General features: G+C 33.2%; 20 protein-coding genes. 9 read left to right on the top strand and 11 right to left on the bottom strand.

Features of this window, described 5'->3' with window-relative positions; genetic code table 11:
• Positions 1 to 39 precede the first annotated feature (39 nt).
• Positions 40 to 903 (bottom strand): sigma-70 family RNA polymerase sigma factor, encoded by an 864-nt coding sequence (locus ABXT64_RS02945; RefSeq protein WP_443633895.1) that lies wholly within the window; start codon positions 901 to 903, stop codon positions 40 to 42.
• A gap of 464 nt (positions 904 to 1,367) precedes the next feature.
• Between ABXT64_RS02945 and ABXT64_RS02940 the strand changes: the two genes are divergently transcribed.
• The 4 genes from ABXT64_RS02940 to ABXT64_RS02925 all read left to right on the top strand — a co-directional run bounded on the left by ABXT64_RS02940 (position 1,368) and on the right by ABXT64_RS02925 (position 8,741).
• On the top strand, positions 1,368 to 3,191 hold the full coding sequence (locus ABXT64_RS02940) for a hypothetical protein (RefSeq protein WP_443633894.1): 1,824 nt from the start codon (positions 1,368 to 1,370) through the stop codon (positions 3,189 to 3,191).
• Between the two features lie 583 nt (positions 3,192 to 3,774).
• On the top strand, positions 3,775 to 5,592 hold the full coding sequence (locus ABXT64_RS02935; RefSeq protein ID WP_443633893.1) for a hypothetical protein: 1,818 nt from the start codon (positions 3,775 to 3,777) through the stop codon (positions 5,590 to 5,592).
• 580 nt (positions 5,593 to 6,172) lie between these two features.
• Entirely contained in the window at positions 6,173 to 7,990 is a 1,818-nt protein-coding gene (locus tag ABXT64_RS02930; RefSeq protein WP_443633892.1) for a hypothetical protein, read from the top strand.
• A gap of 541 nt (positions 7,991 to 8,531) precedes the next feature.
• Complete coding sequence (locus ABXT64_RS02925) at positions 8,532 to 8,741, top strand: hypothetical protein (protein WP_443633891.1); 210 nt, start codon at positions 8,532 to 8,534, stop codon at positions 8,739 to 8,741.
• A gap of 102 nt (positions 8,742 to 8,843) precedes the next feature.
• On the opposite strand, the gene ABXT64_RS02920 is transcribed toward ABXT64_RS02925, so the two are convergent.
• Both ABXT64_RS02920 and rpsO read right to left on the bottom strand, forming a co-directional pair.
• Positions 8,844 to 11,096 carry a polyribonucleotide nucleotidyltransferase gene (locus ABXT64_RS02920; protein ID WP_443633890.1) on the bottom strand — a complete coding sequence of 751 codons (2,253 nt, stop codon included), beginning with the start codon at positions 11,094 to 11,096 and terminating at the stop codon, positions 8,844 to 8,846.
• A 353-nt stretch (positions 11,097 to 11,449) separates the two neighbouring features.
• Positions 11,450 to 11,719, bottom strand: coding sequence for a 30S ribosomal protein S15 (gene rpsO, locus ABXT64_RS02915; protein WP_443633889.1), 270 nt, complete (start codon positions 11,717 to 11,719; stop codon positions 11,450 to 11,452).
• Positions 11,720 to 11,900: 181 nt separating this feature from the next.
• Between rpsO and ABXT64_RS02910 the strand changes: the two genes are divergently transcribed.
• Positions 11,901 to 12,734, top strand: a complete 834-nt coding sequence (locus ABXT64_RS02910) for a hypothetical protein (protein WP_443633888.1) — start codon at positions 11,901 to 11,903, stop codon at positions 12,732 to 12,734.
• A gap of 50 nt (positions 12,735 to 12,784) precedes the next feature.
• Here the strand turns inward: ABXT64_RS02910 and accD are convergent, their stop codons facing one another.
• From accD to tamL, 3 genes are read right to left on the bottom strand one after another with little or no spacing between them, the layout of a single operon-like run.
• Positions 12,785 to 13,651, bottom strand: a complete 867-nt coding sequence (gene accD / locus ABXT64_RS02905) for an acetyl-CoA carboxylase, carboxyltransferase subunit beta (RefSeq protein WP_443633887.1) — start codon at positions 13,649 to 13,651, stop codon at positions 12,785 to 12,787.
• 15 nt (positions 13,652 to 13,666) lie between these two features.
• On the bottom strand, positions 13,667 to 14,734 hold the full coding sequence (gene fbaA, locus ABXT64_RS02900) for a class II fructose-bisphosphate aldolase (protein ID WP_443633886.1): 1,068 nt from the start codon (positions 14,732 to 14,734) through the stop codon (positions 13,667 to 13,669).
• Between the two features lie 37 nt (positions 14,735 to 14,771).
• Positions 14,772 to 17,354, bottom strand: coding sequence for a translocation and assembly module lipoprotein TamL (gene tamL / locus ABXT64_RS02895; RefSeq protein WP_443633885.1), 2,583 nt, complete (start codon positions 17,352 to 17,354; stop codon positions 14,772 to 14,774).
• Positions 17,355 to 17,387: 33 nt separating this feature from the next.
• Between tamL and ABXT64_RS02890 the strand changes: the two genes are divergently transcribed.
• Positions 17,388 to 18,116, top strand: coding sequence for a TrmH family RNA methyltransferase (locus tag ABXT64_RS02890; RefSeq protein WP_443633884.1), 729 nt, complete (start codon positions 17,388 to 17,390; stop codon positions 18,114 to 18,116).
• Here the strand turns inward: ABXT64_RS02890 and porT are convergent.
• Positions 18,103 to 18,810 carry a type IX secretion/gliding motility protein PorT/SprT gene (gene porT / locus ABXT64_RS02885; RefSeq protein ID WP_443633883.1) on the bottom strand — a complete coding sequence of 236 codons (708 nt, stop codon included), beginning with the start codon at positions 18,808 to 18,810 and terminating at the stop codon, positions 18,103 to 18,105. The genes ABXT64_RS02890 and porT overlap by 14 nt on opposite strands.
• 108 nt (positions 18,811 to 18,918) lie before the next feature.
• A complete protein-coding gene (ubiE, locus tag ABXT64_RS02880) occupies positions 18,919 to 19,650 on the bottom strand; it encodes a bifunctional demethylmenaquinone methyltransferase/2-methoxy-6-polyprenyl-1,4-benzoquinol methylase UbiE (protein ID WP_443633882.1) in 732 nt (243 codons plus the stop codon).
• Positions 19,651 to 19,874: 224 nt separating this feature from the next.
• Between ubiE and trkA the strand changes: the two genes are divergently transcribed.
• Both trkA and ABXT64_RS02870 read left to right on the top strand, forming a co-directional pair.
• Positions 19,875 to 21,224 carry a Trk system potassium transporter TrkA gene (trkA, locus tag ABXT64_RS02875; protein ID WP_443633881.1) on the top strand — a complete coding sequence of 450 codons (1,350 nt, stop codon included), beginning with the start codon at positions 19,875 to 19,877 and terminating at the stop codon, positions 21,222 to 21,224.
• Positions 21,224 to 22,729: a TrkH family potassium uptake protein gene (locus ABXT64_RS02870; protein ID WP_443633880.1), complete on the top strand. Its 1,506-nt coding sequence runs from the start codon at positions 21,224 to 21,226 to the stop codon at positions 22,727 to 22,729. Before trkA ends, ABXT64_RS02870 begins: the two co-directional genes overlap by 1 nt.
• On the opposite strand, the gene ABXT64_RS02865 is transcribed toward ABXT64_RS02870, so the two are convergent.
• From ABXT64_RS02865 to ABXT64_RS02855, 3 genes are read right to left on the bottom strand one after another with little or no spacing between them, the layout of a single operon-like run.
• On the bottom strand, positions 22,730 to 23,047 hold the full coding sequence (locus tag ABXT64_RS02865) for a cupin domain-containing protein (RefSeq protein ID WP_443633879.1): 318 nt from the start codon (positions 23,045 to 23,047) through the stop codon (positions 22,730 to 22,732). It lies immediately after the preceding gene.
• 20 nt (positions 23,048 to 23,067) lie between these two features.
• Positions 23,068 to 24,255 (bottom strand): pyridoxal phosphate-dependent aminotransferase, encoded by a 1,188-nt coding sequence (locus tag ABXT64_RS02860; RefSeq protein ID WP_443633878.1) that lies wholly within the window; start codon positions 24,253 to 24,255, stop codon positions 23,068 to 23,070.
• A 6-nt stretch (positions 24,256 to 24,261) separates the two neighbouring features.
• Positions 24,262 to 25,365 (bottom strand): fatty acid desaturase family protein, encoded by a 1,104-nt coding sequence (locus tag ABXT64_RS02855; RefSeq protein WP_443633877.1) that lies wholly within the window; start codon positions 25,363 to 25,365, stop codon positions 24,262 to 24,264.
• A gap of 125 nt (positions 25,366 to 25,490) precedes the next feature.
• Between ABXT64_RS02855 and rsmG the strand changes: the two genes are divergently transcribed.
• On the top strand, positions 25,491 to 26,117 hold the full coding sequence (gene rsmG, locus ABXT64_RS02850; protein WP_443633876.1) for a 16S rRNA (guanine(527)-N(7))-methyltransferase RsmG: 627 nt from the start codon (positions 25,491 to 25,493) through the stop codon (positions 26,115 to 26,117).
• Positions 26,118 to 26,171 lie beyond the last annotated feature (54 nt).

Genomic DNA, 26,171 nt, shown 5'->3' with positions numbered 1-26,171 from the left:
TCACAGAATATACTGTTTGTTGCCGTAAAGGGAGTTAAATTATCCCAAGTATGTTTTTAAGATTTTACTACGAGACGTATGCTTTAATCTTCTAATCGCTTTCTCTTTAATTTGTCTTACACGCTCACGAGTAAGATCAAAAGTTTCGCCAATTTCTTCTAAAGTCATTGGGTGTTGTTCCCCTAAACCAAAATATAAACGTACTACATCTGCTTCACGAGGAGTAAGTGTTTCTAATGCTCGTTCAATTTCAGTACGCAAAGATTCGTGTAATAAGGCTCTATCTGGATTTGGAGATTCTCCACTACGAAGTACATCGTATAGGTTAGAATCTTCTCCTTCAACTAAAGGAGCATCCATCGATACGTGACGGCCAGAGTTTTTCATAGACTCTTTTACATCATTTATCGTCATGTCCAATTCTTTTGCGATCTCTTCAGCAGAAGGTGGACGTTCATGTGCTTGCTCTAAGTAAGCAAACATCTTGTTTATTTTATTGATACTACCAATCTTATTAAGTGGCAAACGTACAATTCTTGACTGTTCTGCTAATGCTTGTAGAATCGACTGACGAATCCACCAAACAGCATATGAAATAAATTTAAAACCACGAGTTTCATCAAAACGTTGCGCTGCTTTAATAAGACCAAGATTTCCTTCATTAATTAAATCAGGAAGTGTTAATCCTTGATTCTGGTATTGCTTAGCTACCGATACAACAAAACGTAAATTCGCTTTCGTTAATTTTTCTAAAGCAAGTTGATCACCAGCTTTAATTCGTTGTGCTAACTCTACTTCTTCGTCTGCGGTAATTAAGTCAACTTTTCCTATTTCTTGAAGATATTTGTCTAATGAAGCGGTTTCTCTGTTAGTAACCTGCTTGGTAATTTTAAGTTGTCTCATTTAAGAATACAAGTAGTTTTTTCACTTGCCTATATTATTATACGCAAAAACATAAGTAAATGTTACAAAAAGATTTAAGTTTATTTTTTTGGCGTTCCCTTTTAAGTAAAAAAACTTAAAAACGTCAGGCTTTCACAAGTCGCAATCAGAGATGTGCTCCAACAATTGCTCAATCCTTAACGCGGTTAGTCAAAAGGTTTACTTGCCATTTATAACTTCAGAAGCTGTAATTTAATGAGGTAAAAAATCAATTTTGTTTTATTTTTTTCTCTCCAAGAGCATTTAAATGTTAGAGGTAACTTAAATAGATATCTTGAAAAAGACACTTCATACCAATAAGTAGGTAGTTCATCTAATTTTTTTTTTGAAACAAAAGAATTCATCTAAGTTTAACGCAAGAGGAGAAAGCTGAAAATCCTTTAATAGAGTAAGCATTCATAAATATAACTAACTTATAATCAATTATGAAAAAATTATTTTTATTATTATTTGCATCTGTTTTAGTGCTTTCATGTACTAAAGATGTAGAATTAGTAGATTCTTCGGCAGACTTGTCGGCGACTCTTGCACAGTATGACGATACCAACATGGGTGTCTATAAAGGAGTTTTTACAACTCAAGGTACCTTAGAAAGAGGTATTTTAGAAATTAACATTACACCAAACAATGTAGGTGTAGCAACTTTAAAATTAACTTCTGGACAAAAAATTAATTTTATCGCAGACAGAACAATTGAAGCTGGTGCTGAAGTTCAAAACTTAGCATTTAGTTCTTCTTCTATTATGGCATCTTTTAAACTAAGTGCTGATTTAGATGGAGCAAATGTTCAAATATCTGATGTAGTATACAAAGGAATTACTTCTGGAGCTATTGCTGCTCATGAAACTTCTAGAGCACCTGTTGTGCCTATTACTGGAGTTTTAGCTTGTGATGATTGTGCTGCACACCCATTATTAGTTACAGGTGATACTGGAACTTTTAGTTTATTATATGTAGGCGATGGTTCTGCCGATGACACGATTACAGCTTTAGCTGATGTAGGAGTTATCGTTTCTGCTTCAGGTGGACAATCTGGATGTGGTGATAATGGAGACGGAACATCGTCTTGTACTATTTTTGGTGCAGCTGTTATTGGATCTAACGATATTGCATGGGATGGTACACATACCTACGATAATGTAGGTGATTGTTCTGAAGCTATTGGTGGATGGACTTTAACTTCTACCCATGGTTTCTTTGTGGGTTCATTTATTAGTGATGTAACTTGTGCTCCTGCAGCTCCAGCAAATGATACTTGTGCTACGGCAGAAGCTGCTGTTTGTGGAGGTTCTTATACTGGAAATACTGATACTGCTACTGACGAGGATGGAAATTATGGTCCTGACGTATGGTATTCTCTTACTGGTTTAACTGCTGGTGATGAAGTTACTGTTTCACTTTGTGGTGGATTAACTGATTACGATTCTCGTTTAGTAATATATGATGCATGTGGTGGAGCTGAGTTATTTAACTTAGATGATTCATGTGGATTACAGTCTGAGATTATTTACATTACAGATGGTTCAGATGTATTAGTATCTGTACAAGCGTTTAGTGCTGGAACTGGAAACTACGGTTTAGATATTACGTGTACTTCTCCTCCTGATGCTGATTGTGAGCAAGAAATTTTAACAAATGCTTTTGATAACGCTAGAGGTTATAATGTACAAAATAGTTGGGTTGTTGCTAATGATGTTATTGTAGCTGCTGATGAAAATTTCGATTTAACTCAAATAGTTATTGAAAGTTTTAATGGCCCTGGAGCAGTAGTACTTTCTGCAGATGTATCAATATATAGCGATGTAGCTGGTATACCAGGTGCTTTATTAAGCACAGAAACTTTAGCTCCTACTTCTGAGGTGAATATAGGTAGTAACTTTGGGCTTGATGTTAACGAAGTAACTTTTGATTTAACTCAACCTACCCTTTTAGGACAAGCAGGTACTACTACTACCTATTGGGTAGCGGTACAGGTTTCTAATAGTGATGCAGGTACTAGTTATTGGGGATTTAATGCAGCAGCTGCTCCTATAGGTGCTGGTCATGCATTTTCACCTGATGGTGGTGCTACATGGGATACTGCCTCTTTTACAGGTGATGGTGTTTACGTATTCTCAGGTACTTGTTCATCAATACCACCAGGTCAACAAAATACAGATCGCGCTACTTCTAAAAAAGTACAAAATCAAAGTATAATGAGTGCAGCTGATAGAGCTGAATCAATTAAAGCTAGTGCGCTTAAACAATAAATGTTTCAAAGCTTAAGCATAGTATTAAGCGTATTTTGAAATAGGTAATTTGTTGTCAAACAAATGTTTTTATTAATTTTAAAAGCCACCTCAATTTGGGGTGGCTTTTTGGTTTAAATAAGTTATCTCCTTTTGTACTTCTAGCAAATATGTATTGTTTTGTATAATACCTACACTTTAAATAAGCGCCTTTTGTAAAGCCAAAAGGGTGATCGTTCCCTTTTTAAGTAAAAAAACTTAAAAACGTCAGGCTTTCACAAGTCGCAATCAGAGATGTGCTCCAACAATTGCTCAATCCTTAACGCGGTTAGTCAAAAGGTTTACTTGCCATTTATAACTTCAGAAGCTGTAATTTAATGAGGTAAAAAATCAATTTTTTTTTATTTTTTTCTCTAGCAGTATTTAAATGTTAAATATTTGTTAAATATATATTTTAAAAGACACTTCATGCCAATAAGTAGGTAGTTCGTCTATTTTTTTTTTTGGAACAAAATAATTCATCTAATTTTGACGTAAGAGGAGGAAGCTGAAAATCCTTTAATAGAGTAAGCATTTTATAAATACCCCTAATCTATAACTAATTATGAAAAAATTATTTTTATTATTATTTGCATCTGTTTTAGTGCTTTCATGTACTAAAGATGTAGAATTAGCAGATTCTTCGGCAGACTTGTCGGCGACTCTTGCACAGTATGACGATACCAACATGGGTGTCTATAAAGGAGTTTTTACAACTCAAGGTACCTTAGAAAGAGGTATTTTAGAAATTAACATTACACCAAACAATGTAGGTGTAGCAACTTTAAAATTAACTTCTGGACAAAAAATTAATTTTATCGCAGACAGAACAATTGAAGCTGGTGCTGAAGTTCAAAACTTAGCATTTAGTTCTTCTTCTATTATGGCATCTTTTAAACTAAGTGCTGATTTAGATGGAGCAAATGTTCAAATATCTGATGTAGTATACAAAGGAATTACTTCTGGAGCTATTGCTGCTCATGAAACTTCTAGAGCACCTGTTGTGCCTATTACTGGAGTTTTAGCTTGTGATGATTGTGATGTTCATCCTTTTTTAGAAACAGGTGATACGGGTACTTTTAGTATCGTTTTTGTAGGAGATGGTACGGGTGATGACAGTGTTAATTGGTTAGCTGATGTTGGTGGTGTTGTTAATGGAACAGGAAATCAAGCTTCTTGTACACCTATTGGAGCTCAAATGGATTGTGTAATTTCTGGAGGAATTACAATTGGAGCTAATGTAGTTGATTGGAATGGTATACATACTTATAATACTTCTTCAGATTGTTCTGATGCTTCTGGTACATGGTCATTGGCTTCTGGTAACTATGGTAATTTTACTGGAACATTTACTAGTGATGTAACTTGTGCTCCTGCAGCTCCAGCAAATGATACTTGTGCTACGGCAGAAGCTGCTGTTTGTGGAGGTTCTTATACTGGAAATACTGATACTGCTACTGACGAGGATGGATTTTATGGCCCTGACGTATGGTATTCTCTTACTGGTTTAGTTGCTGGTGCAGAAGTTACTGTTTCACTTTGTGGTGGATTAACTACTTACGATTCTCGTTTAGTTATATATGATGCATGTGGTGGAGTTGAGTTATTCAACTTAGATGATTCATGTGGTCTTCAATCTGAGATTATTTACACTACAGATGGTTCAGATGTATTAGTATCTGTACAAGCGTTTAGTGCTGGAACTGGAAACTACGGTTTAGATATTACGTGTACTTCTCCTCCTGGTGCTGATTGTGAGCAAGAAATTTTAACAAATGCTTTTGATAACGCTAGAGGTTATAATGTACAAAATAGTTGGGTTGTTGCTAATGATGTTATTGTAGCTGCTGATGAAAATTTCGATTTAACTCAAATAGTTATTGAAAGTTTTAATGGCCCTGGAGCAGTAGTACTTTCTGCAGATGTATCAATATATAGCGATGTAGCTGGTATACCAGGTGCTTTATTAAGCACAGAAACTTTAGCTCCTACTTCTGAGGTGAATATAGGTAGTAACTTTGGGCTTGATGTTAACGAAGTAACTTTTGATTTAACTCAACCTACCCTTTTAGGACAAGCAGGTACTACTACTACCTATTGGGTAGCGGTACAGGTTTCTAATAGTGATGCAGGTACTAGTTATTGGGGATTTAATGCAGCAGCTGCTCCTATAGGTGTTGGTCATGCATCTTCTGGTGATAATGGTGCTACTTGGATTCTTCCTGGAGGTGAAGGTGTGTACGTATTCTTAGGTACTTGTTCACCAATACCACCAGGTCAGCAAAATACAGATCGCTCTACTTCTAAAGAAGTACAAAATAAAAATATGGATAGTGCAGCTGATAGAGCTGAATTAATTAAAGCTAGTACTCTTAAACAATAAATGTTTCTAAACTTAAGCTTACTATTAAGCGTAAGTTGAAATAGGTAATTTGTTACCAAACAAGTGATTTATATTAATTTTAAAAGCCACCTCAATTTGAGGTGGCTTTTTGGTTTAAATAAGTTATCTCCTTTTGTACTTCTAGCAAATATGTATTGTATAATACCTACACTTTAAATAAGCGCCTTTTGTAAAACCAAAAGGGTGATCGTTCCCTTTTTAAGTAAAAAAGCTTAAAAACGTCAGGCTTTCACAAGTCGCAACCAGAGATGTGCTTCAACAATTGCTCAATCCTTAACGCGGTTAGTCAAAGGGTTTACTTGCCATTTATAACTTCTGAAGCTGTAATTTAATGAGGCAAAAATCAATTTTTTTTTATTTTTTTCTCTCCAAGAGCATTTAAATGTTAAATATTTGTTAAATATATATTTTAAAAGACACTTCATACCAATAAGTAGGTAGTTCGTCTATTTTTTTTTTTGGAACAAAATAATTCATCTAATTTTAACGTAAGAGGAGGAAGCTGAAAATCCTTTAATAGAGTAAGCATTTTATAAATATCCCTAATCTATAACTAATTATGAAAAAATTATTTTTATTATTATTTGCATCTGTTTTAGTGCTTTCATGTACTAAAGATGTAGAATTAGCAGATTCTTCGGCAGACTTGTCGGCGACTCTTGCACAGTATGACGATACCAACATGGGTGTCTATAAAGGAGTTTTTACAACTCAAGGTACCTTAGAAAGAGGTATTTTAGAAATTAACATTACACCAAACAATGTAGGTGTAGCAACTTTAAAATTAACTTCTGGACAAAAAATTAATTTTATCGCAGACAGAACAATTGAAGCTGGTGCTGAAGTTCAAAACTTAGCATTTAGTTCTTCTTCTATTATGGCATCTTTTAAACTAAGTGCTGATTTAGATGGAGCAAATGTTCAAATATCTGATGTAGTATACAAAGGTATTACTTCTGGAGCTATTGCTGCTCATGAAACTTCTAGAGCACCTGTTGTGCCTATTACTGGAGTTTTAGCTTGTGATGATTGTGCTGCACACCCATTATTAGTTACTGGTGATACTGGTACTTTAAGTTTTATTTATGTAGGTGATGGATCTGCAGATGATTCTTTGACTGCTATGGTAGACGTAGGAGTTATCTTAAGCAATGGTGGTTCTCAATCTGGATGTGTTGATGGTGGTGCTACTACTACTTGTGATATAGATGGTGGTGGAACTTTTGGTTCTAACGTTGTTGCATGGAATGGAACTCATACCTACGATAATGTAGGTGACTGTTCTGAAGCTGCTGGTACTTGGTCTTTAGTTTCTGGTAACCACGGTTCTTTTACTGGTACTTTTACTAGTGATGTAACTTGTGCTCCTGCAGCTCCAGCAAATGATACTTGTGCTACGGCAGAAGCTGCTGTTTGTGGAGGTTCTTATACTGGAAATACTGATACTGCTACTGACGATGATGGATTTTATGGCCCTGACGTATGGTATTCTCTTACTGGTTTAGTTGCTGGTGCAGAAGTTACTGTTTCACTTTGTGGTGGATTAACTACTTACGATTCTCGTTTAGTTATATATGATGCATGTGGTGGAGTTGAGTTATTCAACTTAGATGATTCATGTGGTCTTCAATCTGAGATTATTTACACTACAGATGGTTCAGATGTATTAGTATCTGTACAAGCGTTTAGTGCTGGAACTGGAAACTACGGTTTAGATATTACGTGTACTTCTCCTCCTGGTGCTGATTGTGAGCAAGAAATTTTAACAAATGCTTTTGATAACGCTAGAGGTTATAATGTACAACAAAGTTGGGTTGTTGCTAATGATGTTATTGTAGCTGCTGATGAAAATTTCGATTTAACTCAAATAGTTATTGAAAGTTTTAATGGCCCTGGAGCAGTAGTACTTTCTGCAGATGTATCAATATATAGCGATGTAGCTGGTATACCAGGTGCTTTATTAAGCACAGAAACTTTAGCTCCTACTTCTGAGGTGAATATAGGTAGTAACTTTGGGCTTGATGTTAACGAAGTAACTTTTGATTTAACTCAACCTACCCTTTTAGGACAAGCAGGTACTACTACTACCTATTGGGTAGCGGTACAGGTTTCTAATAGTGATGCAGGTACTAGTTATTGGGGATTTAATACAGCAGCTGCTCCTATAGGTGCTAATCATATATGGTCTGGTGATAATGGTATTACTTGGGAAAATCAAGTAGGTGATGGTGTGTACAAATTCTCAGGTACTTGTTCATCAATACCACCAGGTCAACAAAATACAGATCGCGCTACTTCTAAAAAAGTACAAAATCAAAGTATAATGAGTGCAGCTGATAGAGCTGAATCAATTAAAGCTAGTTCGCTTAGACAATAAATGTTTCAAAGCTTAAGCATAGTATTAAGTGTATTTTTAAATAGGTAATTTGTTACCAAACAAATGATTTATAATAATTTTAAAAGCCACCTCAATTTGGGGTGGCTTTTTGGTTTAAATAAGTTATCTCCTTTTGTACTTCTAGCAAATATGTATTGTTTTGTATAATACCTACACTTTAAATAAGCGCCTTTTGTAAAGCCAAAAGGGTGATCGTTCCCTTTTTAAGTAAAAAAGCTTAAAAACGTCAGGCTTTCACAAGTCGCAATCAGAGATGTGCTTCAACAATTGCTCAATCCTTAACGCGGTTAGTCAAAAGGTTTACTTGCCATTTATAACTTCTGAAGCTGTAATTTAATGAGGCAAAAATCAATTTCGTTTTATTTTTTTCTCTAGCAGTATTTAAATTTTAGAACTCTATGTGTTATATACAGATGTTAGCGTTTTTTTTGGACAATTAATTTATAAAAATAGAAATTAAAGATTTACCCCATGCTTAAGTTGTGTATTGCTTCTCAAATCAACATAAAACATAACTATTATGAAAACAAACATTAGATTATTTGGGTTTTTAGTATTTACAGCTTTAATTTTTTCAGCCTGTGCAACTAAAGAAAAAGAGGAAGTTAAGGAAGTTATTGATATGGATAAGGTTAGGGTCGAAATCCAAGCAATGGAAGATGCCTATGCTGCAGGTCAAAAAGCGAAAGATGCAATACATTGCATAAGTTTTTGTCAACAGGTTAAATAGTAACTGTTTTTAATTCCTGAAATTAAAATAGAATAATTAAAGATATAAAAAAAAGCCCATCAAAAATTTGATGGGCTTTTAAATATAGTAAGAATTAAAAAATTATTCTTCTTTCTTATCTTCTCTAGGCTTTCTATCGTCACGTCTGTTATCACGTCCGCGATTATCTCTACCTCTGCTATCACGTCCACCAGAACGCTTATCGTCTCTTGGTGGTCTCTCTACAAAACCTTCAGGTTTTGGTAAGATCGCTTTACGAGATACTTTCTCCTTACGAGTACGTTTGTCAATACCAAAGTACTTCACGTCAAAAACATCACCCATGTTTACTACATCGCTAACATTTTCTGTACGTTCCCAAGCTAACTCAGAAACATGTAATAATACTTCGTTTCCTGGAGCATCCAAATATTCAACTACCGCACCAAAATCTAACATCTTGATTACTTTAACTTCGTATATACTCCCAACGTCTGGTTTAAATAAGATAGAATCTATTTTTGCCATAACAGCATCAATACCTTCTCTTCCAACACCTAAGATTTCAACAATTCCTTCTTCAGTTATTGGATCTTCGTTAATAACGATCGTCGTCTCAGTTTCCTTTTGCATTTCCTGAATCACTTTTCCACCAGGTCCAATTAAGGCTCCAATAAATTCGTTAGGAACACGTCTTGTTACCATGGTAGGAGCATGATCTTTAACATCTGCATTTGGTGCAGCAATTGTTTCAGTCAATTTCTCTAAGATATGTAAACGACCAGCACGTGCTTGTTGAAGCGCGTTAACTAAAATCTCGTATGATAATCCTTTTACTTTAATATCCATTTGGCAAGCCGTGATACCATCTGCAGTACCCGTTACTTTAAAATCCATGTCTCCTAAGTGATCTTCATCACCTAAAATATCAGATAATACCGCATACTTTCCAGAATCAGCATCTGAGATTAATCCCATTGCAATACCAGAAACTGGTTTTTTCATTTGCACTCCAGCATCCATTAAAGCCATAGTTCCTGCACATACAGTAGCCATAGAAGATGAACCGTTAGATTCTAAAACTTCAGATACTATACGTACTGTGTAAGGACAATCGTCAGGAATCATTCCTTTTAAACCACGTTGTGCTAAATTACCATGTCCAACTTCTCTACGAGAGGTTCCACGAATTGGTCTAGCTTCACCTGTACAAAAAGGAGGGAAGTTATAATGTAAATAGAAATTTTCCTCACCTTCATGAGATGGCATATCTATTTTGTTTGCATCTCTAGAAGTTCCTAAAGTAACTGTAGCTAATGCTTGAGTTTCTCCACGAGTAAATACAGAAGAACCGTGTGTTGAAGGTAAATAATCAACTTCACACCAGATTGGTCTGATTTCGTCAGTCTTACGACCATCTAAACGTAATCCTTCATTTAAGGTAAGATCACGAATTGCAGCTTTTTCAGCTTTGCGGTAATAATCAGAAACTAAACCACCGTAATCTTCCATTTCTTCTTCGGAAAACGTTGCTTTAATATCTTCTTTAATTTCTTTAAATGCAGCAGTTCTTTCATGTTTAGCAGATCCAGCTTTTGCAATAGCATACACTTTATCATAAGCCATGTCATGAATTTTCTTAGCTAAATCATCTTCTTTTCTTTCCCCGTCATATTCACGAACTTCTTTCTTTCCAAATGCTTCAGCTAATCTTAATTGAGCAGCACATTGAACTTTAATAGCTTCGTGTGCAAATTTAATTGCATCAGCCATTTCTTCTTCAGAAATTTCATCCATTTCACCTTCTACCATCATTACTGAATCGGCAGAAGCACCAATCATCATATCTAAATCAGATTCTAATAATTGAGCACGTGTTGGGTTAATAACAAATTCGCCATTTACACGACCAACTCTAGCTTCAGAGATAGCACATTCAAATGGGAAATCTGATAATTGAATTGCAGCAGAAGCCGCTAATCCTGCCATTGCATCTGGCATTACATTTTCATCGTGAGACATTAACTGAATCATCACTTGTGTTTCAGCTGTATAATCTTTTGGGAATAAAGGACGTAATACACGATCCACTAAACGCATTGTTAATACTTCACCGTCGCTAGGTCTAGCTTCTCTTTTAAAGAAACCACCTGGATAACGTCCGGCAGCTGCAAATTTTTCACGGTAATCTACCGTTAAGGGTAGAAAATTTAAGTCTTTTTGTTCGTAGTTTGAAACTACAGTACAAAGCATCATACATTTACCTGATTGTACTACTACAGATCCATGTGCCTGTTTTGCTAATTTTCCTGTTTCGATAGAAATTTCTCTTCCATCACCAAGGTCTATGACCTCTCTAAAAACTTTTGGAATCATACATTGTTTTTTTGTCTGCAATGAGCAGACGGATTATACTTTGGTCATCATTCGAACAGTTTGATCGAAAGCGGTTGTGTTGTTGTGTGTAGTTATACCACTTATTCTATGAAATTACTTACATAAATTTATTCTTTTCTGCTTGTATTTCAAGATAAAAAGAAACCATAGCTATGCTTAATTTTCCTCTTTCATTCAAACAAAAGATAGTTTGTTTTTTGTAAGTGTAAATTCAAAGAACAAAGGTACTTGACCAATGAAAAACCAATAGGTAGCTTTTCTATTTTTTCTGAAATGAATTCAGAACTTTTAATTCATAAAAATAAAATGGGGCATAAAGCCCCATTCAATTATTACTTACGTAATTTTAATTCTTTTACTATTGCACGATATCTTAGTACATCTTTTTTCATTAAGTAGTCTAAAAGAGATCTTCTTTTTCCTACTAACATTACCAAAGAACGTTCTGTATTGTAGTCCTTATGGTTGGTTTTAAGATGTCCTGATAGATGCTCAATACGATGAGTGAACAATGCAATTTGTCCTTCTGCAGAACCGGTATCTGATTTAGATTTTCCGTGTTTTGCAAAAATTTCTTCTTTAAATTCTGGTGTTAAATACATTCCAATATTTATTTAAATGATTTTTATGTAAAGACTACCGCTATGGTAATCAGGCGGCAAAAATACAAAATCTTATTAATATTAGAGAAATTATAGAGAATTTTTATTAATTCAAATTGGTTTTAAAACTTTTTTGCATTTTTCAAGTCCTATCAGGTATAAACCTTTAAAAATTAATATCATGTATGTAAAAAAAATAAGCAAAACCATTGTTGTTTTACTAAGTGTTTTAGTAGTGTTTACTTCTTGTAGCGAAGATACTGAAAGTGAGGTAACCGACTCAAATGCCGATTTAACTTTAGAGCAAAGTAAACAGGCAGCTAAAACAGACGAAGTTTCTACAAAAGCATTTAATATCATAGAAACTGCTTTTATAGAAAATGAAGAGGAAAAAGGAGCTACCACAAGTTTATTTTCAGATTGTGTAGAGATTACAATAAGTGCTGAAAATGACATAACCTTTATCATCTTAGATTTCGGATTTGGATGTGAATTAAATAATGGAAATATAGTTGCTGGAAAAATCCACATCTCATATACACCTATTCAAAATGATACCCGAAATATTACCTATTCTTTTGAAGATTTTTATATAAATTCAAGAGGAATTGAAGGAGGAGGAACTATTTTTAGAGAACATAGTAATGCTTCAGGTAATCCTCAATCTACCTTGCATAAAAATATAGTGGTGACTTTTGAATCCGGTCTTGTGGCAACAGTTGATGGAGTTAGAGTTAGAGAGTGGGTCGAAGGAGTAGGATCGGGAACCTGGATGGATAATGTTTACTTGGTGACAGGGAATTGGACTGCTGATTTTAGTTCAGGTTTTTCAAGATCTGTACTTGTAACTTATTCTTTAAGACGTGAAGCTACTTGTCAATTTTTTGTAAGTGGAACGGTAGATGTTAGTAGAAATGATATTTCAGGCACCTTAAATTATGGTGATGGAACTTGTGATAATACAGCTATTTTAACTGTAAATGGCAATGAATATATTATTACACTTCAGCATTAAAAAAAAATAAATTCATAAAAAAAGCTACTCAATTGAGTAGCTTTTTTTTGTTATGCTTTAATTACTCTAATAGGTCTATTTAGTATTAAATCTAAATACTGATTGATTCTTATTTTTAAATCTTTACGATGTGTAATAAAATCTAAAAACCCATGTTCTTGTAAAAATTCGGCTCTTTGAAAGCCTTCGGGAAGTTCTTTTCCCGTAGTGTCTCTAACTACTCTAGGTCCAGCGAAAGCAACTAAGGCTCCAGGTTCACTGATATTTATATCACCTAACATTGCAAATGATGCTGTAGTACCTCCTGTGGTAGGGTCAGTACATAATGAGATGTAGGGGATTTTTGCTTCTGCTAATTGTGCTAGTTTCACACTCGTCTTAGCTAATTGCATTAATGATAATGCTGCTTCCATCATTCTAGCTCCACCACTTTTTGATATAATCATTAAAGGGATTTTGTTTTTCAATGAATATTCTGCAGCTCTTGCAATTTTTTCACCTACAACACTTCCCATGGAACCGCCAATAAACCCAAAATCCATACAAGCAATAACTAAATCTTCTCCCATTGATTTACCAACAGCAGTACGAACAGCATCGCTTAATTTAGTTTTTTCGGTGGCATCTTTTAGACGTTGTGTATATTTTTTAGTGTCTTCAAATTTTAGAGGATCTTTTGAGGTTATCTCTTTATCAAATTCCTTAAATTTATTGTCATCAAATAATATTTCGAAATATTCTTTGCTTCCAATACGAACATGATAGCCATCTTCTGGGCTTACGTAAAAATTCTTTTCTAACTCTTTAGTGTCTATTACTTTTCCTGTAGGAGATTTATACCAAAGCCCTTTAGGGACATCTTTTTTCTCTTCTGTAGGAGTATGTATTCCTTTTTTAGTTCTTTTAAACCAACTCATAATATATAATTTTGGTTATAATGTATTTATATTGTTAAGATCTTCAAAAGCTTGTTTTAGCCTTTTTCTAAAAGTAGCTTCGCCTTCACGTAACCATTTTCTTGGATCATAATATTTTTTATTAGGAATTTCATCTCCGTCAGGATTTCCAATTTGAGTTCTTAGGTATTCTATATTATTGTTCATATAATCACGAACTCCTTCAGAGAAAGCAAATTGTAAATCAGTATCTATATTCATTTTTATAACACCATAACCAATTGCTTCACGAATTTCTGCGACTGAAGATCCACTTCCGCCGTGAAAAACAAAATCAATAGGGTTAGGTCCCGTGTTGTATTTTTTCTGAACAAATTCTTGCGAATTTTTTAATATAATAGGAGTAAGCTCAACATTTCCTGGTTTGTAAACACCGTGTACATTTCCGAAAGCTGCTGCAATTGTAAACTTGTCACTAACTTTCATTAATTCCTCATACGCATATGCTACTTCTTCAGGTTGCGTATAAAGCTTAGATGAATCAACATCACTATTGTCTACACCATCTTCTTCTCCTCCAGTGATTCCTAATTCAATTTCTAAAGTCATGCCTATTTTAGACATTCTTTCTAAATATCTTTTACAAATTTCTATGTTTTCTTCGATAGGTTCTTCTGAAAGATCTATCATATGAGAACTATATAAAGGAATACCAGTTTCTTTATAATGTAATTCACCAGCATCTAATAAACCATCAATCCATGGCAATAATTTTTTAGCACAATGGTCTGTATGAAGAATTACAGTTGCACCGTACACTTTTGCTAATTCATGAACATGTTTAGCTCCGGCAACACCTCCAGCGATAGCAGCTTGTTGATTTTCATTTGAAAGGCCTTTACCTGCATTGAAATGAGCTCCTCCATTTGAAAATTGAATGATAACTGGAGAATTTAATGAAGCTGCTGTTTCTAATACAGCATTAACTGTACTAGAACCTGTTACATTTACAGCGGGTAATGCAAATCCTTTTTCCTTTGCATATTGATGTATTTTTTGAATTTCTTTACCTGTTGCTACTCCGGGTTGAATTGTATGACTCATTAAATTTTAGTTTTAGCAAAAATAATAAATAATTGTGTTAAAAAGGATAGTTAATACCTATGTTATAAACAGCGTTACTAAAATTATAATCTTTAAACCATCTTTCTCCCTTTATCCTTGATGGGTCGTAGGTCTTAAATCCAACATCTAAGCGAATTACAAAAAAACCAAAATCATATCTTAATCCTAATCCTGAGGCAACTGCTATATCTCGAAGATCTGATAAACTTGTAAAGCGAGATGCTTCATCATCGACATTATCCATAGCATTCCAAATATTACCTGCATCAACAAAAAAGGCTCCTTTTATAGCTCCAATAATTGTATATCTATATTCGGCATTGAACGCTATTTTTAAATTTGCTTCATTAAATTCGTTGACGCTACCACTACTTCCGGGGCCTAAGTCGTATGGTTGCCACCCTCTGTTGTCATTTGCGCCTCCTGCAAAATAACTACGTGTAAAGGGGATGCTATTACTATTTCCGTATGGGATAGCGATACCAGCAAAAGTACGAAATGCTAAAATATTATTGTGATCTAAATCCCAGTGTTTTATATATTCACCTTCAATTTTTGCATATTGCGAAAATGTAACTCCTAAAATATTAAAATTTCCAGTGTCATTTTTTTCTAATCCAGAAATATTTGAAACGCCTCTTAATAAATTTCCAACAGATTCAATTTTACCTCTTAGCCTAGAAAAATTTTTGTCGTTTAAATTTTCTCGAGTATCACGAGTCCAAGAAAAACTTGTAGCGAATATTAAATTGTCTTCAGTTAATCGTTCTTTACGTTCGTCTATGTTTCTTATAGACACAAAACTAGAAGCGCTGTTTGTTATTCCTGAAATGTTTCCATTTAAAGCATCATTAATGAAATTATTGGCTCCTTCTGGGATTATTAAATTGAGTTCATTATTTGTATTTAAAGAATAATAATCTGGGTTGATACTGCCAGGATTATTAAGTTCATTCAGTTGTGCGACTTCATTTAATTGAGAAAATGAGTTCTGATACACATTAAAATAGTTGCTTGAATTTAAGTTTCTAACATACTGAACATTCATTAAATCTAATCGATTGGTAATAATTTTTGAAGGTTTCCAACGATAATTAAAAGAAGCATTAATATTCTGTCTATCCAAACCAATATTGTTTTGAACGTTAATCCCTATACTAATTGAAGTTGAGGGAGACATGTATTTTGGAATCCAGCGTTCAGTTTTTATTGGAAAAAGTATTCTAGGAAATGATAATTTTACATCACCTCCTACATCAGAAATATTAAAAAAAGTATTTTCACTGTCTGCAGCATCTTTTGAAGAACCTATACTTCCTCTAGCTGAGATTTCTAAAATTTCAGCTCCTCTAAACACATTTCGTATTAAAAAGGAGGTGCTAAAACCAACTCCCAATTGCTGAATGGTTGAGGTATAGGTATCAAAATTAACATCGAATGTGTATTTCTTTCTAGGAGAAAGTAAAATAGTAGTAATTAATCCTGTTCCTGTAGTATCATTAGGATCTTCTTGGTAACTTATATTTGGATATTTAAATATTCGTAAATCTCCAATTTGATTGTAAGTTAAAGTTCGGTCAATGTCTTTAAAGATTTCACCGGGTATGATTGCTATAGCATCCGTAATTGCTTTAGGGCGAAACTTTAAATCTTCATAATTAAAAAGCTTATACCCATTAAATGAGGTAGAATCAGCAATTGATTTATTTCTATTTGCGAATGAAAAATCAGTAACAATTCGAACTTCAGTTATATGATGTGCTTTAAAAGGTTCGGTGTAAACGGTGTCATTTTTTGTATATGATCTGTCGGGTATCACATAATCAATATTTACCTTATGACCTGTATTTACAGTATCTGCATCAAAACCAACATAATCTTGATCAAAATAATACAAGCCAGAATTTCTGAATTGTAGTGTTAATCGATCCCTTTCATTTATAAAATCATTTGTAGCAAATTGTTTGCCGGGCTCTATAAATGACTGACTCTTAGTCATTTTATATAATGAATCAACTATGGGGGAACTTATTTTTTCTGAAATGGAATCTATTACATATGGTTTTTTCGGTGTAATAGTATAAGTGATTGATGCTCTTTTTCTATCTGTTTTTTCTATTGTATAATCTACTTCTCTATTAAACCAGCCAAAACTATAATAGTAATCCTTTAATCGTTTAACAGATTTTTCAATTTTTTTCTCGTCAATAATAACAGGAGCATTACCAGATTTTTGCAGCCATTTATTAAAAGCAACATAACTTCTTCCTAATTTATCTACTTGCTTTTTTGAAAGAAATTTAATTAAACGCGCTTCTCGTTCTGGCTTTTTGTGAAGCCATTTTTGATACGTTGAATCGGGTTGTTGTTTTGCTAAATTATAAATATGCAATCCAACGGGAATTGTAAATAATTTCGGATTCGGTTTTTGATATAACTGACTGTATACTTTTGCGTCTTTAACAGCGCTACTATCTACTTTAATAGTATTTTTAGTTAGAAGGTATTGATCATTATTTAGGTGTTTAACAGCATCACACGAAAATAAAAGTGTCGTTAATACTAAAAATAATGATATTTTTGCGAGACGTGGGTTCAAGTGAAATGTTTTCTTGTTCAAAAATACAAGTTTTTGCTAAGTAAAAGTCAAATAAAATTAATAACGAGTTTACAACAAAAAAAGTACCGTGATATTTCTGGTCTTTTTGTTGCAGAAGGACCTAAAGTTATTAATGAGTTTATAGATGCTCAATTTGAAGTACATTCTTTGTATGCATTGGAAAATGCTGATATACAGCAAAATAATGCTGAAATTGTTTCAAAAGAAGAATTAAAAAAAATAAGTTTTCTCAAAAATGCTAATTCTTCATTAGCGGTGTTTAAAATTTCGAAAGAAAAAAATATTTCAGAAAAAGGTCTTATAGTTGCGTTAGATGCGATTAGGGATCCAGGAAATTTAGGGACTATCATTCGATTATGCGATTGGTTTGGGGTACATCAAATAATATGTTCTAAAGACACTGTCGATTGTTATAATCCAAAAGTGATTCAAGCAACCATGGGCTCTATTTCTAGAGTAAATGTTGTGTATACTGATTTATCTGAAACCATAGAAAACACAACAATCCCTGTATACGGGGCTTGTATGGAAGGTTCTAACGTTTATAGAAAAGAATTACCGCAAAATGCAATTATTGTCCTTGGAAATGAAGGGAAAGGCATATCTGAAGAAATAATGAATTTACTTTCTGAAAAAATTACTATTCCAAAATTTGGAAATCTACAAAAAACCGAAAGTTTAAATGTTGCTATGGCAACGTCTATTCTTTTAAGTGAATTTAAACGATCTACTGAAAAGTAAAGTTAATAAATACTCCTCTAGTAAGCATTTTGTCTATGTTCTCGGTCCAAGGACTATTCGGGTCATTATCGTAAACAAGTTCATTGCTTAATGCAAATACACCACGAATTGATGGTGTGAACTTAAAGTAATATAGGTAGAAATCAACACCAAAACCTAATTCATAATAGGAAGTATTTTTGGTGGTTCTAAACTGTCCTTGAAAATTATCTTCAGGATTTTCCTCATTACTCGAAAGATTTATAGAAGTAGATACTCCTCCTACTATAAAGGGTTTGATATTATTAATTCTTTTCGTTGAAAATTTTAATAATAATGGGATGTGTATATAAGTCGATTTTACCTCTCTTAAGAAATCTCTTTCTTCTAATAGCCTTGGGAAAGTTAAGTTTCTTTGTGTAAAAATAATACCTGGTTCTAATCGAAGATTTACATAATCATTAATCCTCATGTCTCCTATTAAACCTACATTAAATCCAGCTTCTCCACTTACAACAACATCGGTATTATCATCTTCAAATTGATTAAGATAATCAAACTTGAAATCGTAACTATTGAAGCCTAGAAAATACCCCCATGTTAAAAATCGTTCGTCAAAATTTTCTTGGTTGGTCAATTTTTCTTTACTAAACATTTGTGCTTGAGCACTTTCAGCTAGGAACAATAAAGAGAGAATTAATAATAAATGTTTCATGTATCTATAATATTTTTTTAGCGATCGCATGCTGCCTACCTGCCGCAGGCAGGTTTGCTGTGAATCAACTCGTTGGGTGATGAATTTTTCAGCATGCTCGTTTCATAATTATTTAGTAGCGGTATAAATGGTTGCCACCCCTAAAGTTTGAGGTTTATTTTCCACACTTATAAACCCAATTTTTTGTAAAATATTGTTAAGCTTTTTTCCATGAGGAAAAACCGCAGCACTTTCACTTAAATATGTATAGGCAACTTTATCTTTTGAAAATATTTTTCCGATAAAGGGTAGCAATGTTTTTGAATAAAAATAATAGCCTTGTTTAAATGGGAATTTTTTAGGTACAGATGTTTCAAGAATAATAAAAATCCCCTGTGGTTTTATAACTCTATAAATTTCTGAAAGACCTTTTTCTAGGTGTTCAAAATTTCTAATACCGAAAGAAACTGTGATGGCTTCAAATGAATTATCTTCAAAAGGCAATGCTTCAGAATCACCTTTGATAAATTGAACTTTTTCAGAAATAGGCGTTCCTTTAATTTTATTTTTAGCGACAGATAACATGCCTTCAGAAATATCTAATCCAATAATTTTTGAAGCATTCGTTTTTTCAGCAAATTTAATAGCTAAATCACCTGTTCCTGTAGCAATATCAAGAACGCTTTCAGGATTTTTATTTTGTATTAATTTTAAAACTTTTTTACGCCATTTAATATCAATACCGAACGATATAACACGATTTAGTCCATCGTAATTACCAGAAATGGTATCGAACATTTTTTCTACTTGCTCTTTTTTATTAAGAGTTGAATCTCTATAAGGTGTAATTTTTTTTTCCATAAAGTAAAACGGCAGTAAAATTACGATTTTTTTGTCTTCATTGCTATGTTTATTAAAAATAGATGGCATATTAAAAATGTGTTACCTATATTAAATTTCAATACCTTTGTTCTACTTATTGAGTACAACTTGTTATGAAACAAGCATGTTAAATTTTTTATAATCTATAGGAAACATTACTAGCGAACAGCAAGTATCTGCTATAAAACAATAAATAGAGACACATGAAAATTATTATTGCAGGTGCTGGTGAAGTAGGTTTTCATTTGGCTAAACTTCTTTCTTTTGAGTCCCAAGACATAACTTTAATAGACACCGACAGAGAATCTCTTGCGAATGCTGATTCCCGCTTAGATATTAGAGTTTCTAGAGGAAATGCAACATCGATTTCAGTTTTAAAAGACGCAAATGTAAATTCTACAGATTTATTTATTAGTGTTACTTCTAGTGAAACGACCAATATTACTGCCTGTGTCTTAGCGAAACAATTAGGGGCGAAAAAAACCATTGCTAGAATTTCGAATACAGAATTTATTAAAAATAAAGATGAGATAGGTTTTAAGAAAATAGGAATTGATGAATTAATTTCTCCTGAATCCCTAGCAGCAAGCGAAATTGAATTATTGTTAAACCAAAGTGCTTTTAATGATACTTTTGAGTTTGAGGGTGGAGCACTAATCATGATTGGACTTATTTTAAATAGAACAACTGCCTTTGTTGGAAAAACAGTTAGAGAAGTTGCAGAGATATACAACGATTTATATTACGTGCCAATTGCAATACAAAGATATGGCACACAATATACCTTAATCCCAAGAGGCGATACTCAATTTAAAGAAGGAGATCAAGTATACTTTATTACCACAAAAAAAGGAGTTGATGAAATATATAAGCTAACAGGAAAAGCACGCGAAGAATTAAAAAATGTAATGATTTTAGGCGGAAGTCAGATTGGTTTTAAAACGGCAAGAGACCTTTGCAAACATAATTTCAAAGTAAAATTAATTGAAAAAAATAAAGAAAAAGCTTTTGAAATTGCTGATGATGTACCCGCGTGTCTTGTGATTCAAGGAGATGGTAGGAATGTTGAATTATTGCAAGAAGAGTCTATAGGAGAAATGGATGCTTTTATCTCAGTTACGGGTAATAGTGAAACAAATATAATGTCTTGCCTAGTAGCGAAATCTAAAGGTGTTAAGAAAACAATTGCTCTGGTAGAGAATATGGATTATTTTCAACTATCTCAATCCATTGGGATTGATACTTTAGTGAATAAAAAGTTATTAGCTGCAAATAATATATTTAGATATGTTAGAAAAGGTGAGATTGTTGCCATGACCAAGCTAAATAATATGAATGCTGAAATATTAGAATTTGAAGTTACACCCACCTCTTTAGTTTGTAATAAAATTATTCGTGATTTGAAAATTCCGAGATCTGCAATTATTGGAGGAGTAATTAGAGATGGCCTTGGCTTAATTGCATTGGGAGATTTTAAAATTATAAATGGAGATAGAATTGTTGTGTGCTGTCTTCCTCAATCTATTAAAAAAGTAGAAACACTTTTTGTATAATGAAATTTTTAGTAAAGCTAAATTATAAAATCATTTTTCATTTAATGGGGCTTCTCATTAGTGTTAATGGTGGCTTTATGTTATTATCATCTATTATTAGTTTTGTTTACAAAGATGGTGTTGGCTTTGAGATGTTATTAGCTGGTATTGTAACATTGGTTTTAGGTGGCGCAATTATGTTAGCTACAAAAGATAATAAAAAAGAACTGTGTAAAAGAGATGGTTATGTGATTGTAACCTTTGGCTGGATATTCATGTCATTAGTGGGAACACTGCCCTATATTTTTACAGGAGCTATTCCAGGTTTTACCAATGCATTTTTTGAGACAATGAGTGGTTATACTACCACAGGCGCTTCTATATTACATGATATTGAAAGTATTCCAAAAGGAGTATTGTTTTGGCGAAGTATCACCCATTGGATAGGAGGAATGGGGATTATCGTATTGGCAATTGCTATTTTACCTTTATTAGGAATAGGAGGAATGGAACTATTTGCTGCGGAAGCACCTGGGCCAGGAGGCGATAAACTACATCCTAGAATTGCAGATACTGCTAAAAGATTATGGTTAATTTATGTAGGCTATACCGTAGCGGAAACAATATTATTAAAAGTGGCAGGAATGACCTTGTTTGATGCTATGAATCATTCCTTAAGTACTTTAAGTACAGGAGGATTCTCTACTAAAAATGCAAGTATAGCATTTTGGAACGATAAACCCATGATACAATATATCATTATGGTTTTTATGTTTTTAGCAGGAACCAACTTTGTATTAAGTTATTTTGCTTTTAAAACTAAGTTTAGTAAGATATTTAAAGATGAAGAATTTAAGTTCTATTTAATAATCATTGCTTTCTTTACATTGCTTGCTTCATTAATAATTTATTTTGGCACAGGCATAACAGATTCAAGTGTTTATCATCCTACAGTTTGGGGCGAATTTGAGAGCACGGTACGTCATAGTTTATTCCAAGTGATAGCAATTGTTACCACTACTGGTTTTGTAAGCGCAGATTACACTATATGGTCTCCATTTTTAACGATGGTGTTTTTTGGTTTAATGTTTTTAGGAGGTTCAGCTGGTTCTACCGCTGGAGGTATTAAAATTGTGCGTCATATGTTGCTAATTAAAAATGGATTATTGGAGTTTAAAAGAACCTTACATCCACATGCCGTTTTACCGGTACGTTATAATAAAAAGGCAGTACAGCAACCTATAGTTTTTAATATTCTAGCTTTTTTCATATTATACTTGCTTTCATTTATAATAGGGGTATTGGTGTTTTCTTTATTAGGATTGGATTTTAAAACAGCTTTAGGAGGCGCTGCTTCTAGTCTTGGTAATGTAGGGCCTGCATTAGGTAGCTTAGGTCCCTTAGATAATTATGCCTCATTGCCAGATTTAGCTAAATGGTGGGCTTCATTTTTAATGCTAATTGGAAGATTAGAATTATTTACAGTACTAATCCTTTTCACACCTTTTTTCTGGAGAAATAGATAATTATTTTAAATCTTCTCTTACAGGAGTAAAAACATCTAAAATTTTACAATTGGTTATAGCTCTTCCTGAATGAACAGCATTGGGCTTCATGATAGCGATATCACCTTTTTTACAGAGCTTAGAATTACCGTCAATTGTTAATTCAAACTCACCTTCAAGCACTTGAGAAACTTGTTCATGAATATGAAAATGTTCAGGTAAAACGGCTCCTTTTTCAATTTCAAATAAAGCGAATGTTTGAGATTCGGTATGAATTAATTGCACCATAAAACCTGGGATTAATTCTTTCGATTTACATTCATTAAAATTTGTATACATAGGAAAGCTACTTTGATTAGTTATGTTAAAGCATTCTTTATTCTAGCCATTGCTTCAATGATGTTTTCATCTGAAGCAGCATAAGAAATTCGTATACAATTTGGATCGCCAAAAGCTTCTCCAGTCACGGTAGCAACATTTGCATGTTCTAATAAAAATAAAGAAAAATCTGAAGCAGAACTTATAGTTACTTCCTTGATTGTTTTTCCGAAGTAATAAGAAATATCAGGAAAAACATAAAAAGCACCTTGAGGAATATTTGCTTTAAATCCAGGGATATCAGCAATTAAGTTAAGTATAAGCTGACGTCTTTCTTTAAAGGCATCAACCATGTATTGTATTTTACTTGGAGGGCTTTCTAAAGCTGTAATAGTTGCTCTTTGTGCAATGCAATTAGCTCCACTGGTAATTTGACCTTGCATTTTATTACAAGCTCTTGCAATCCAATCTGGACCACCAATGTAACCAATTCTCCATCCTGTCATAGAATATGCCTTAGAGACACCATTTACTACAACGGTTCTATCTTTCATATCATCAAAGATTGCCATAGAAGTATGACCGCCTTCATAATTAATGTGTTCGTAAATTTCATCACTAATAACAATAATATTAGGATATTTTACGAGTACATCTGCTAAAGCTCTTAATTCCTTTTTAGAATATACAGACCCACTTGGATTACAAGGAGAACTGTAAATAATCATTTTAGTTTTTGGAGTGATAGCAGCTTCTAAATCTTTTGGAGTGATTTTAAAATCTGTTTCAATGGTTGTAGGTATTTCTACAGTAACACCTCCGGCTAATTTACTAATATCACTATAACTAACCCAGTAAGGAGCTGGTAAGAGAACTTCGTCTCCTTCATTTAATAATACCATGGCAAGATTTGCCAAAGATTGTTTTGCGCCAGTAGAAACAACAATCTGAGAAGGATTAAAGTCAAGACCATTATCACGTTTAAATTTTGTGATAATTGCTTGTTTTAATTCTCCATATCCATCAACAGGAGTATAGGAATGGTAATTATCATTAATTGCCTTTACTGCACTTTCTTTTACAAAATTGGGTACAGAAAAGTCAGGTTCACCTAAACTTAATCCAATAATATCTTTTCCTTCTTGTCTTAATTCACGAGCTTTTGCTGCCATCGCTAAAGTGGCTGAAGTTGCCATCTCATTTACGCGATTTGATAATTTTGTATTCATTACTATTTAAATAGAAACCACTGCTGGTTTATGTCCTAAAGAGCCTAATTGTTTGAAATGTTCAAGAACAGCTCTACGTGTTGTTTTGTATTCGTTATATGGTAAGTTAAACTCTAATGCAGTATCCTTTACTATTTTAGCGATCTTTCCGTAGTGTATATGTGAAATATGAGGAAAAATATGATGCTCAACTTGATGATTTAACCCTCCTGTATACCAAGAGATAAATTTATTAGTAGGAGCAAAGTTTGAGGTCGTATAAAATTGATGTACTGCCCAAGTATGTTTCATGTTCCCTTCTGTATCTGGTAAAGGCATTACCGTTTTAGGAACTACATGTGCAAGTTGAAAAACTAAACTTAAGATCATCCCAGCGGTATAATGCATTACAAAAAATCCAAGTAGTACTTTCCACCAAACTATATCTAAAACAACTAAAGGTAACACAAGCCATACCATATAATAAACTATTTTAGAGATGATTAGCACTGTCCATTCTTTTGCAGGATTAGGGAATTTACCATAAGATAATTTTCTTTTTAGGTAACTTCTCATTTGTTTAAAATCAGTAGTGATTGCCCAGTTGATAGTTAATAAGCCATAAAGAAAAATAGAATAGAATTTCTGAAATTTATGAATTTTAAACCATTTTGAATGTTTTGAAAAACGAATGACTCTTCCCGCATCAATATCTTCATCATGTCCTTGAATGTTTGTAAATGTATGGTGTAACACATTGTGTTGAACTTTCCAATTATAAACATTACCTGCTAAAATATAGATGCTACTCCCCATTAATCTATTCACCCATTTTTTACTCGAAAATGATTCATGATTACTATCGTGCATGACATTCATTCCTACTCCAGCCATACCAAAACCAATTACCATAGTTAATAGTAATAACGCCCATTGTGGCATAGAAACAGTAAGGATTAATATTAAGGGAACAAAAAATAATGAAAACATAACAATAGCTTTAGTGTATAACTTCCAGTTTCCTGTTCTCGCTATATTGTTATCTTTGAAATATTGATTAACACGTTTGTTAAGGGTTCTGAAAAACTTTGCAGAATCTTCTCTTGAAAATGTAATTTGTTTATTATCCATAATTAATTTTTCAAATAAGGATTAATATAAGAAAGTACAAAAATAATTATCTTCTATGAATAACGCACAACTCTTTCTATTATTTTTTAGGAAAGTTATTTTACTTTTGCAATTGATTTATAAACATGGAGATAATACAAAAATACTTTTCGAACCTTAGTGAAGAACAGATTCAGCAATTTGATAAATTACAAGAACTTTATCAAGATTGGAACCTTAAAATAAATGTAGTCTCACGAAAAGATATCGATGAGTTATATCTAAGACATGTGCTACATTCACTAGGAATAGCAAAAGTACAATCCTTTAAGTCAGGATCAAAAGTCTTAGATGTGGGTACTGGCGGAGGTTTTCCAGGCGTTCCATTAGCAATTTTATTTCCAGAAACTAAATTTCATTTAGTAGATAGTATTGGTAAAAAGATAAAAGTTGTCGAAGAAGTTTCTGAAGGGTTACAATTAAAAAATGTAAAAATAACGAATGCACGAGTTGAAACTATTACCGATCAATATGATTTTATAGTCAGTAGGGCAGTAGCCCAAATGGAAACATTTAAGTTTTGGGTAAAACACAGAATCGCTAAAAAAAGCAATCACGAATTAAAAAATGGAATACTTTATTTAAAAGGAGGTGATTTGAAGGAAGAATTAGCTCATTTTTCAAAAGCAACAATTTATAACTTAGAAGACTATTTTGAGGAACCTTTTTTTGAAACTAAAAAAGTGGTGCATCTACCACTTAAGTATAAATAATCTGCTGGCACATAATTTTTTTGTATGCAAATAATTATCAATAGAGGGTTGGTT

It is taken from the genome of Candidatus Marifrigoribacter sp. Uisw_064, assembly GCF_047730175.1.
In the GTDB taxonomy this organism is placed as follows: Bacteria; Bacteroidota; Bacteroidia; order Flavobacteriales; family Flavobacteriaceae; genus Marifrigoribacter.
This window is presented reverse-complemented; position numbering and strand designations above follow the sequence as displayed.

Bases quoted from the DNA above. Each gene is read 5' to 3' on its own strand.
- ABXT64_RS02945 (WP_443633895.1), bottom strand. From the start codon at position 903: ATGAGACAACTTAAAATTACCAAGCAGGTTACTAACAGAGAAACCGCT.
- ABXT64_RS02940 (WP_443633894.1), top strand. From the start codon at position 1,368: ATGAAAAAATTATTTTTATTATTATTTGCATCTGTTTTAGTGCTTTCA.
- ABXT64_RS02935 (WP_443633893.1), top strand. From the start codon at position 3,775: ATGAAAAAATTATTTTTATTATTATTTGCATCTGTTTTAGTGCTTTCA.
- ABXT64_RS02930 (WP_443633892.1), top strand. From the start codon at position 6,173: ATGAAAAAATTATTTTTATTATTATTTGCATCTGTTTTAGTGCTTTCA.
- ABXT64_RS02925 (WP_443633891.1), top strand. From the start codon at position 8,532: ATGAAAACAAACATTAGATTATTTGGGTTTTTAGTATTTACAGCTTTA.
- ABXT64_RS02920 (WP_443633890.1), bottom strand. From the start codon at position 11,096: ATGATTCCAAAAGTTTTTAGAGAGGTCATAGACCTTGGTGATGGAAGA.
- rpsO (WP_443633889.1), bottom strand. From the start codon at position 11,719: ATGTATTTAACACCAGAATTTAAAGAAGAAATTTTTGCAAAACACGGA.
- ABXT64_RS02910 (WP_443633888.1), top strand. From the start codon at position 11,901: ATGTATGTAAAAAAAATAAGCAAAACCATTGTTGTTTTACTAAGTGTT.
- accD (WP_443633887.1), bottom strand. From the start codon at position 13,651: ATGAGTTGGTTTAAAAGAACTAAAAAAGGAATACATACTCCTACAGAA.
- fbaA (WP_443633886.1), bottom strand. From the start codon at position 14,734: ATGAGTCATACAATTCAACCCGGAGTAGCAACAGGTAAAGAAATTCAA.
- porT (WP_443633883.1), bottom strand. From the start codon at position 18,810: ATGAAACATTTATTATTAATTCTCTCTTTATTGTTCCTAGCTGAAAGT.
- ubiE (WP_443633882.1), bottom strand. From the start codon at position 19,650: ATGGAAAAAAAAATTACACCTTATAGAGATTCAACTCTTAATAAAAAA.
- trkA (WP_443633881.1), top strand. From the start codon at position 19,875: ATGAAAATTATTATTGCAGGTGCTGGTGAAGTAGGTTTTCATTTGGCT.
- ABXT64_RS02870 (WP_443633880.1), top strand. From the start codon at position 21,224: ATGAAATTTTTAGTAAAGCTAAATTATAAAATCATTTTTCATTTAATG.
- ABXT64_RS02865 (WP_443633879.1), bottom strand. From the start codon at position 23,047: ATGTATACAAATTTTAATGAATGTAAATCGAAAGAATTAATCCCAGGT.
- ABXT64_RS02860 (WP_443633878.1), bottom strand. From the start codon at position 24,255: ATGAATACAAAATTATCAAATCGCGTAAATGAGATGGCAACTTCAGCC.
- ABXT64_RS02855 (WP_443633877.1), bottom strand. From the start codon at position 25,365: ATGGATAATAAACAAATTACATTTTCAAGAGAAGATTCTGCAAAGTTT.
- rsmG (WP_443633876.1), top strand. From the start codon at position 25,491: ATGGAGATAATACAAAAATACTTTTCGAACCTTAGTGAAGAACAGATT.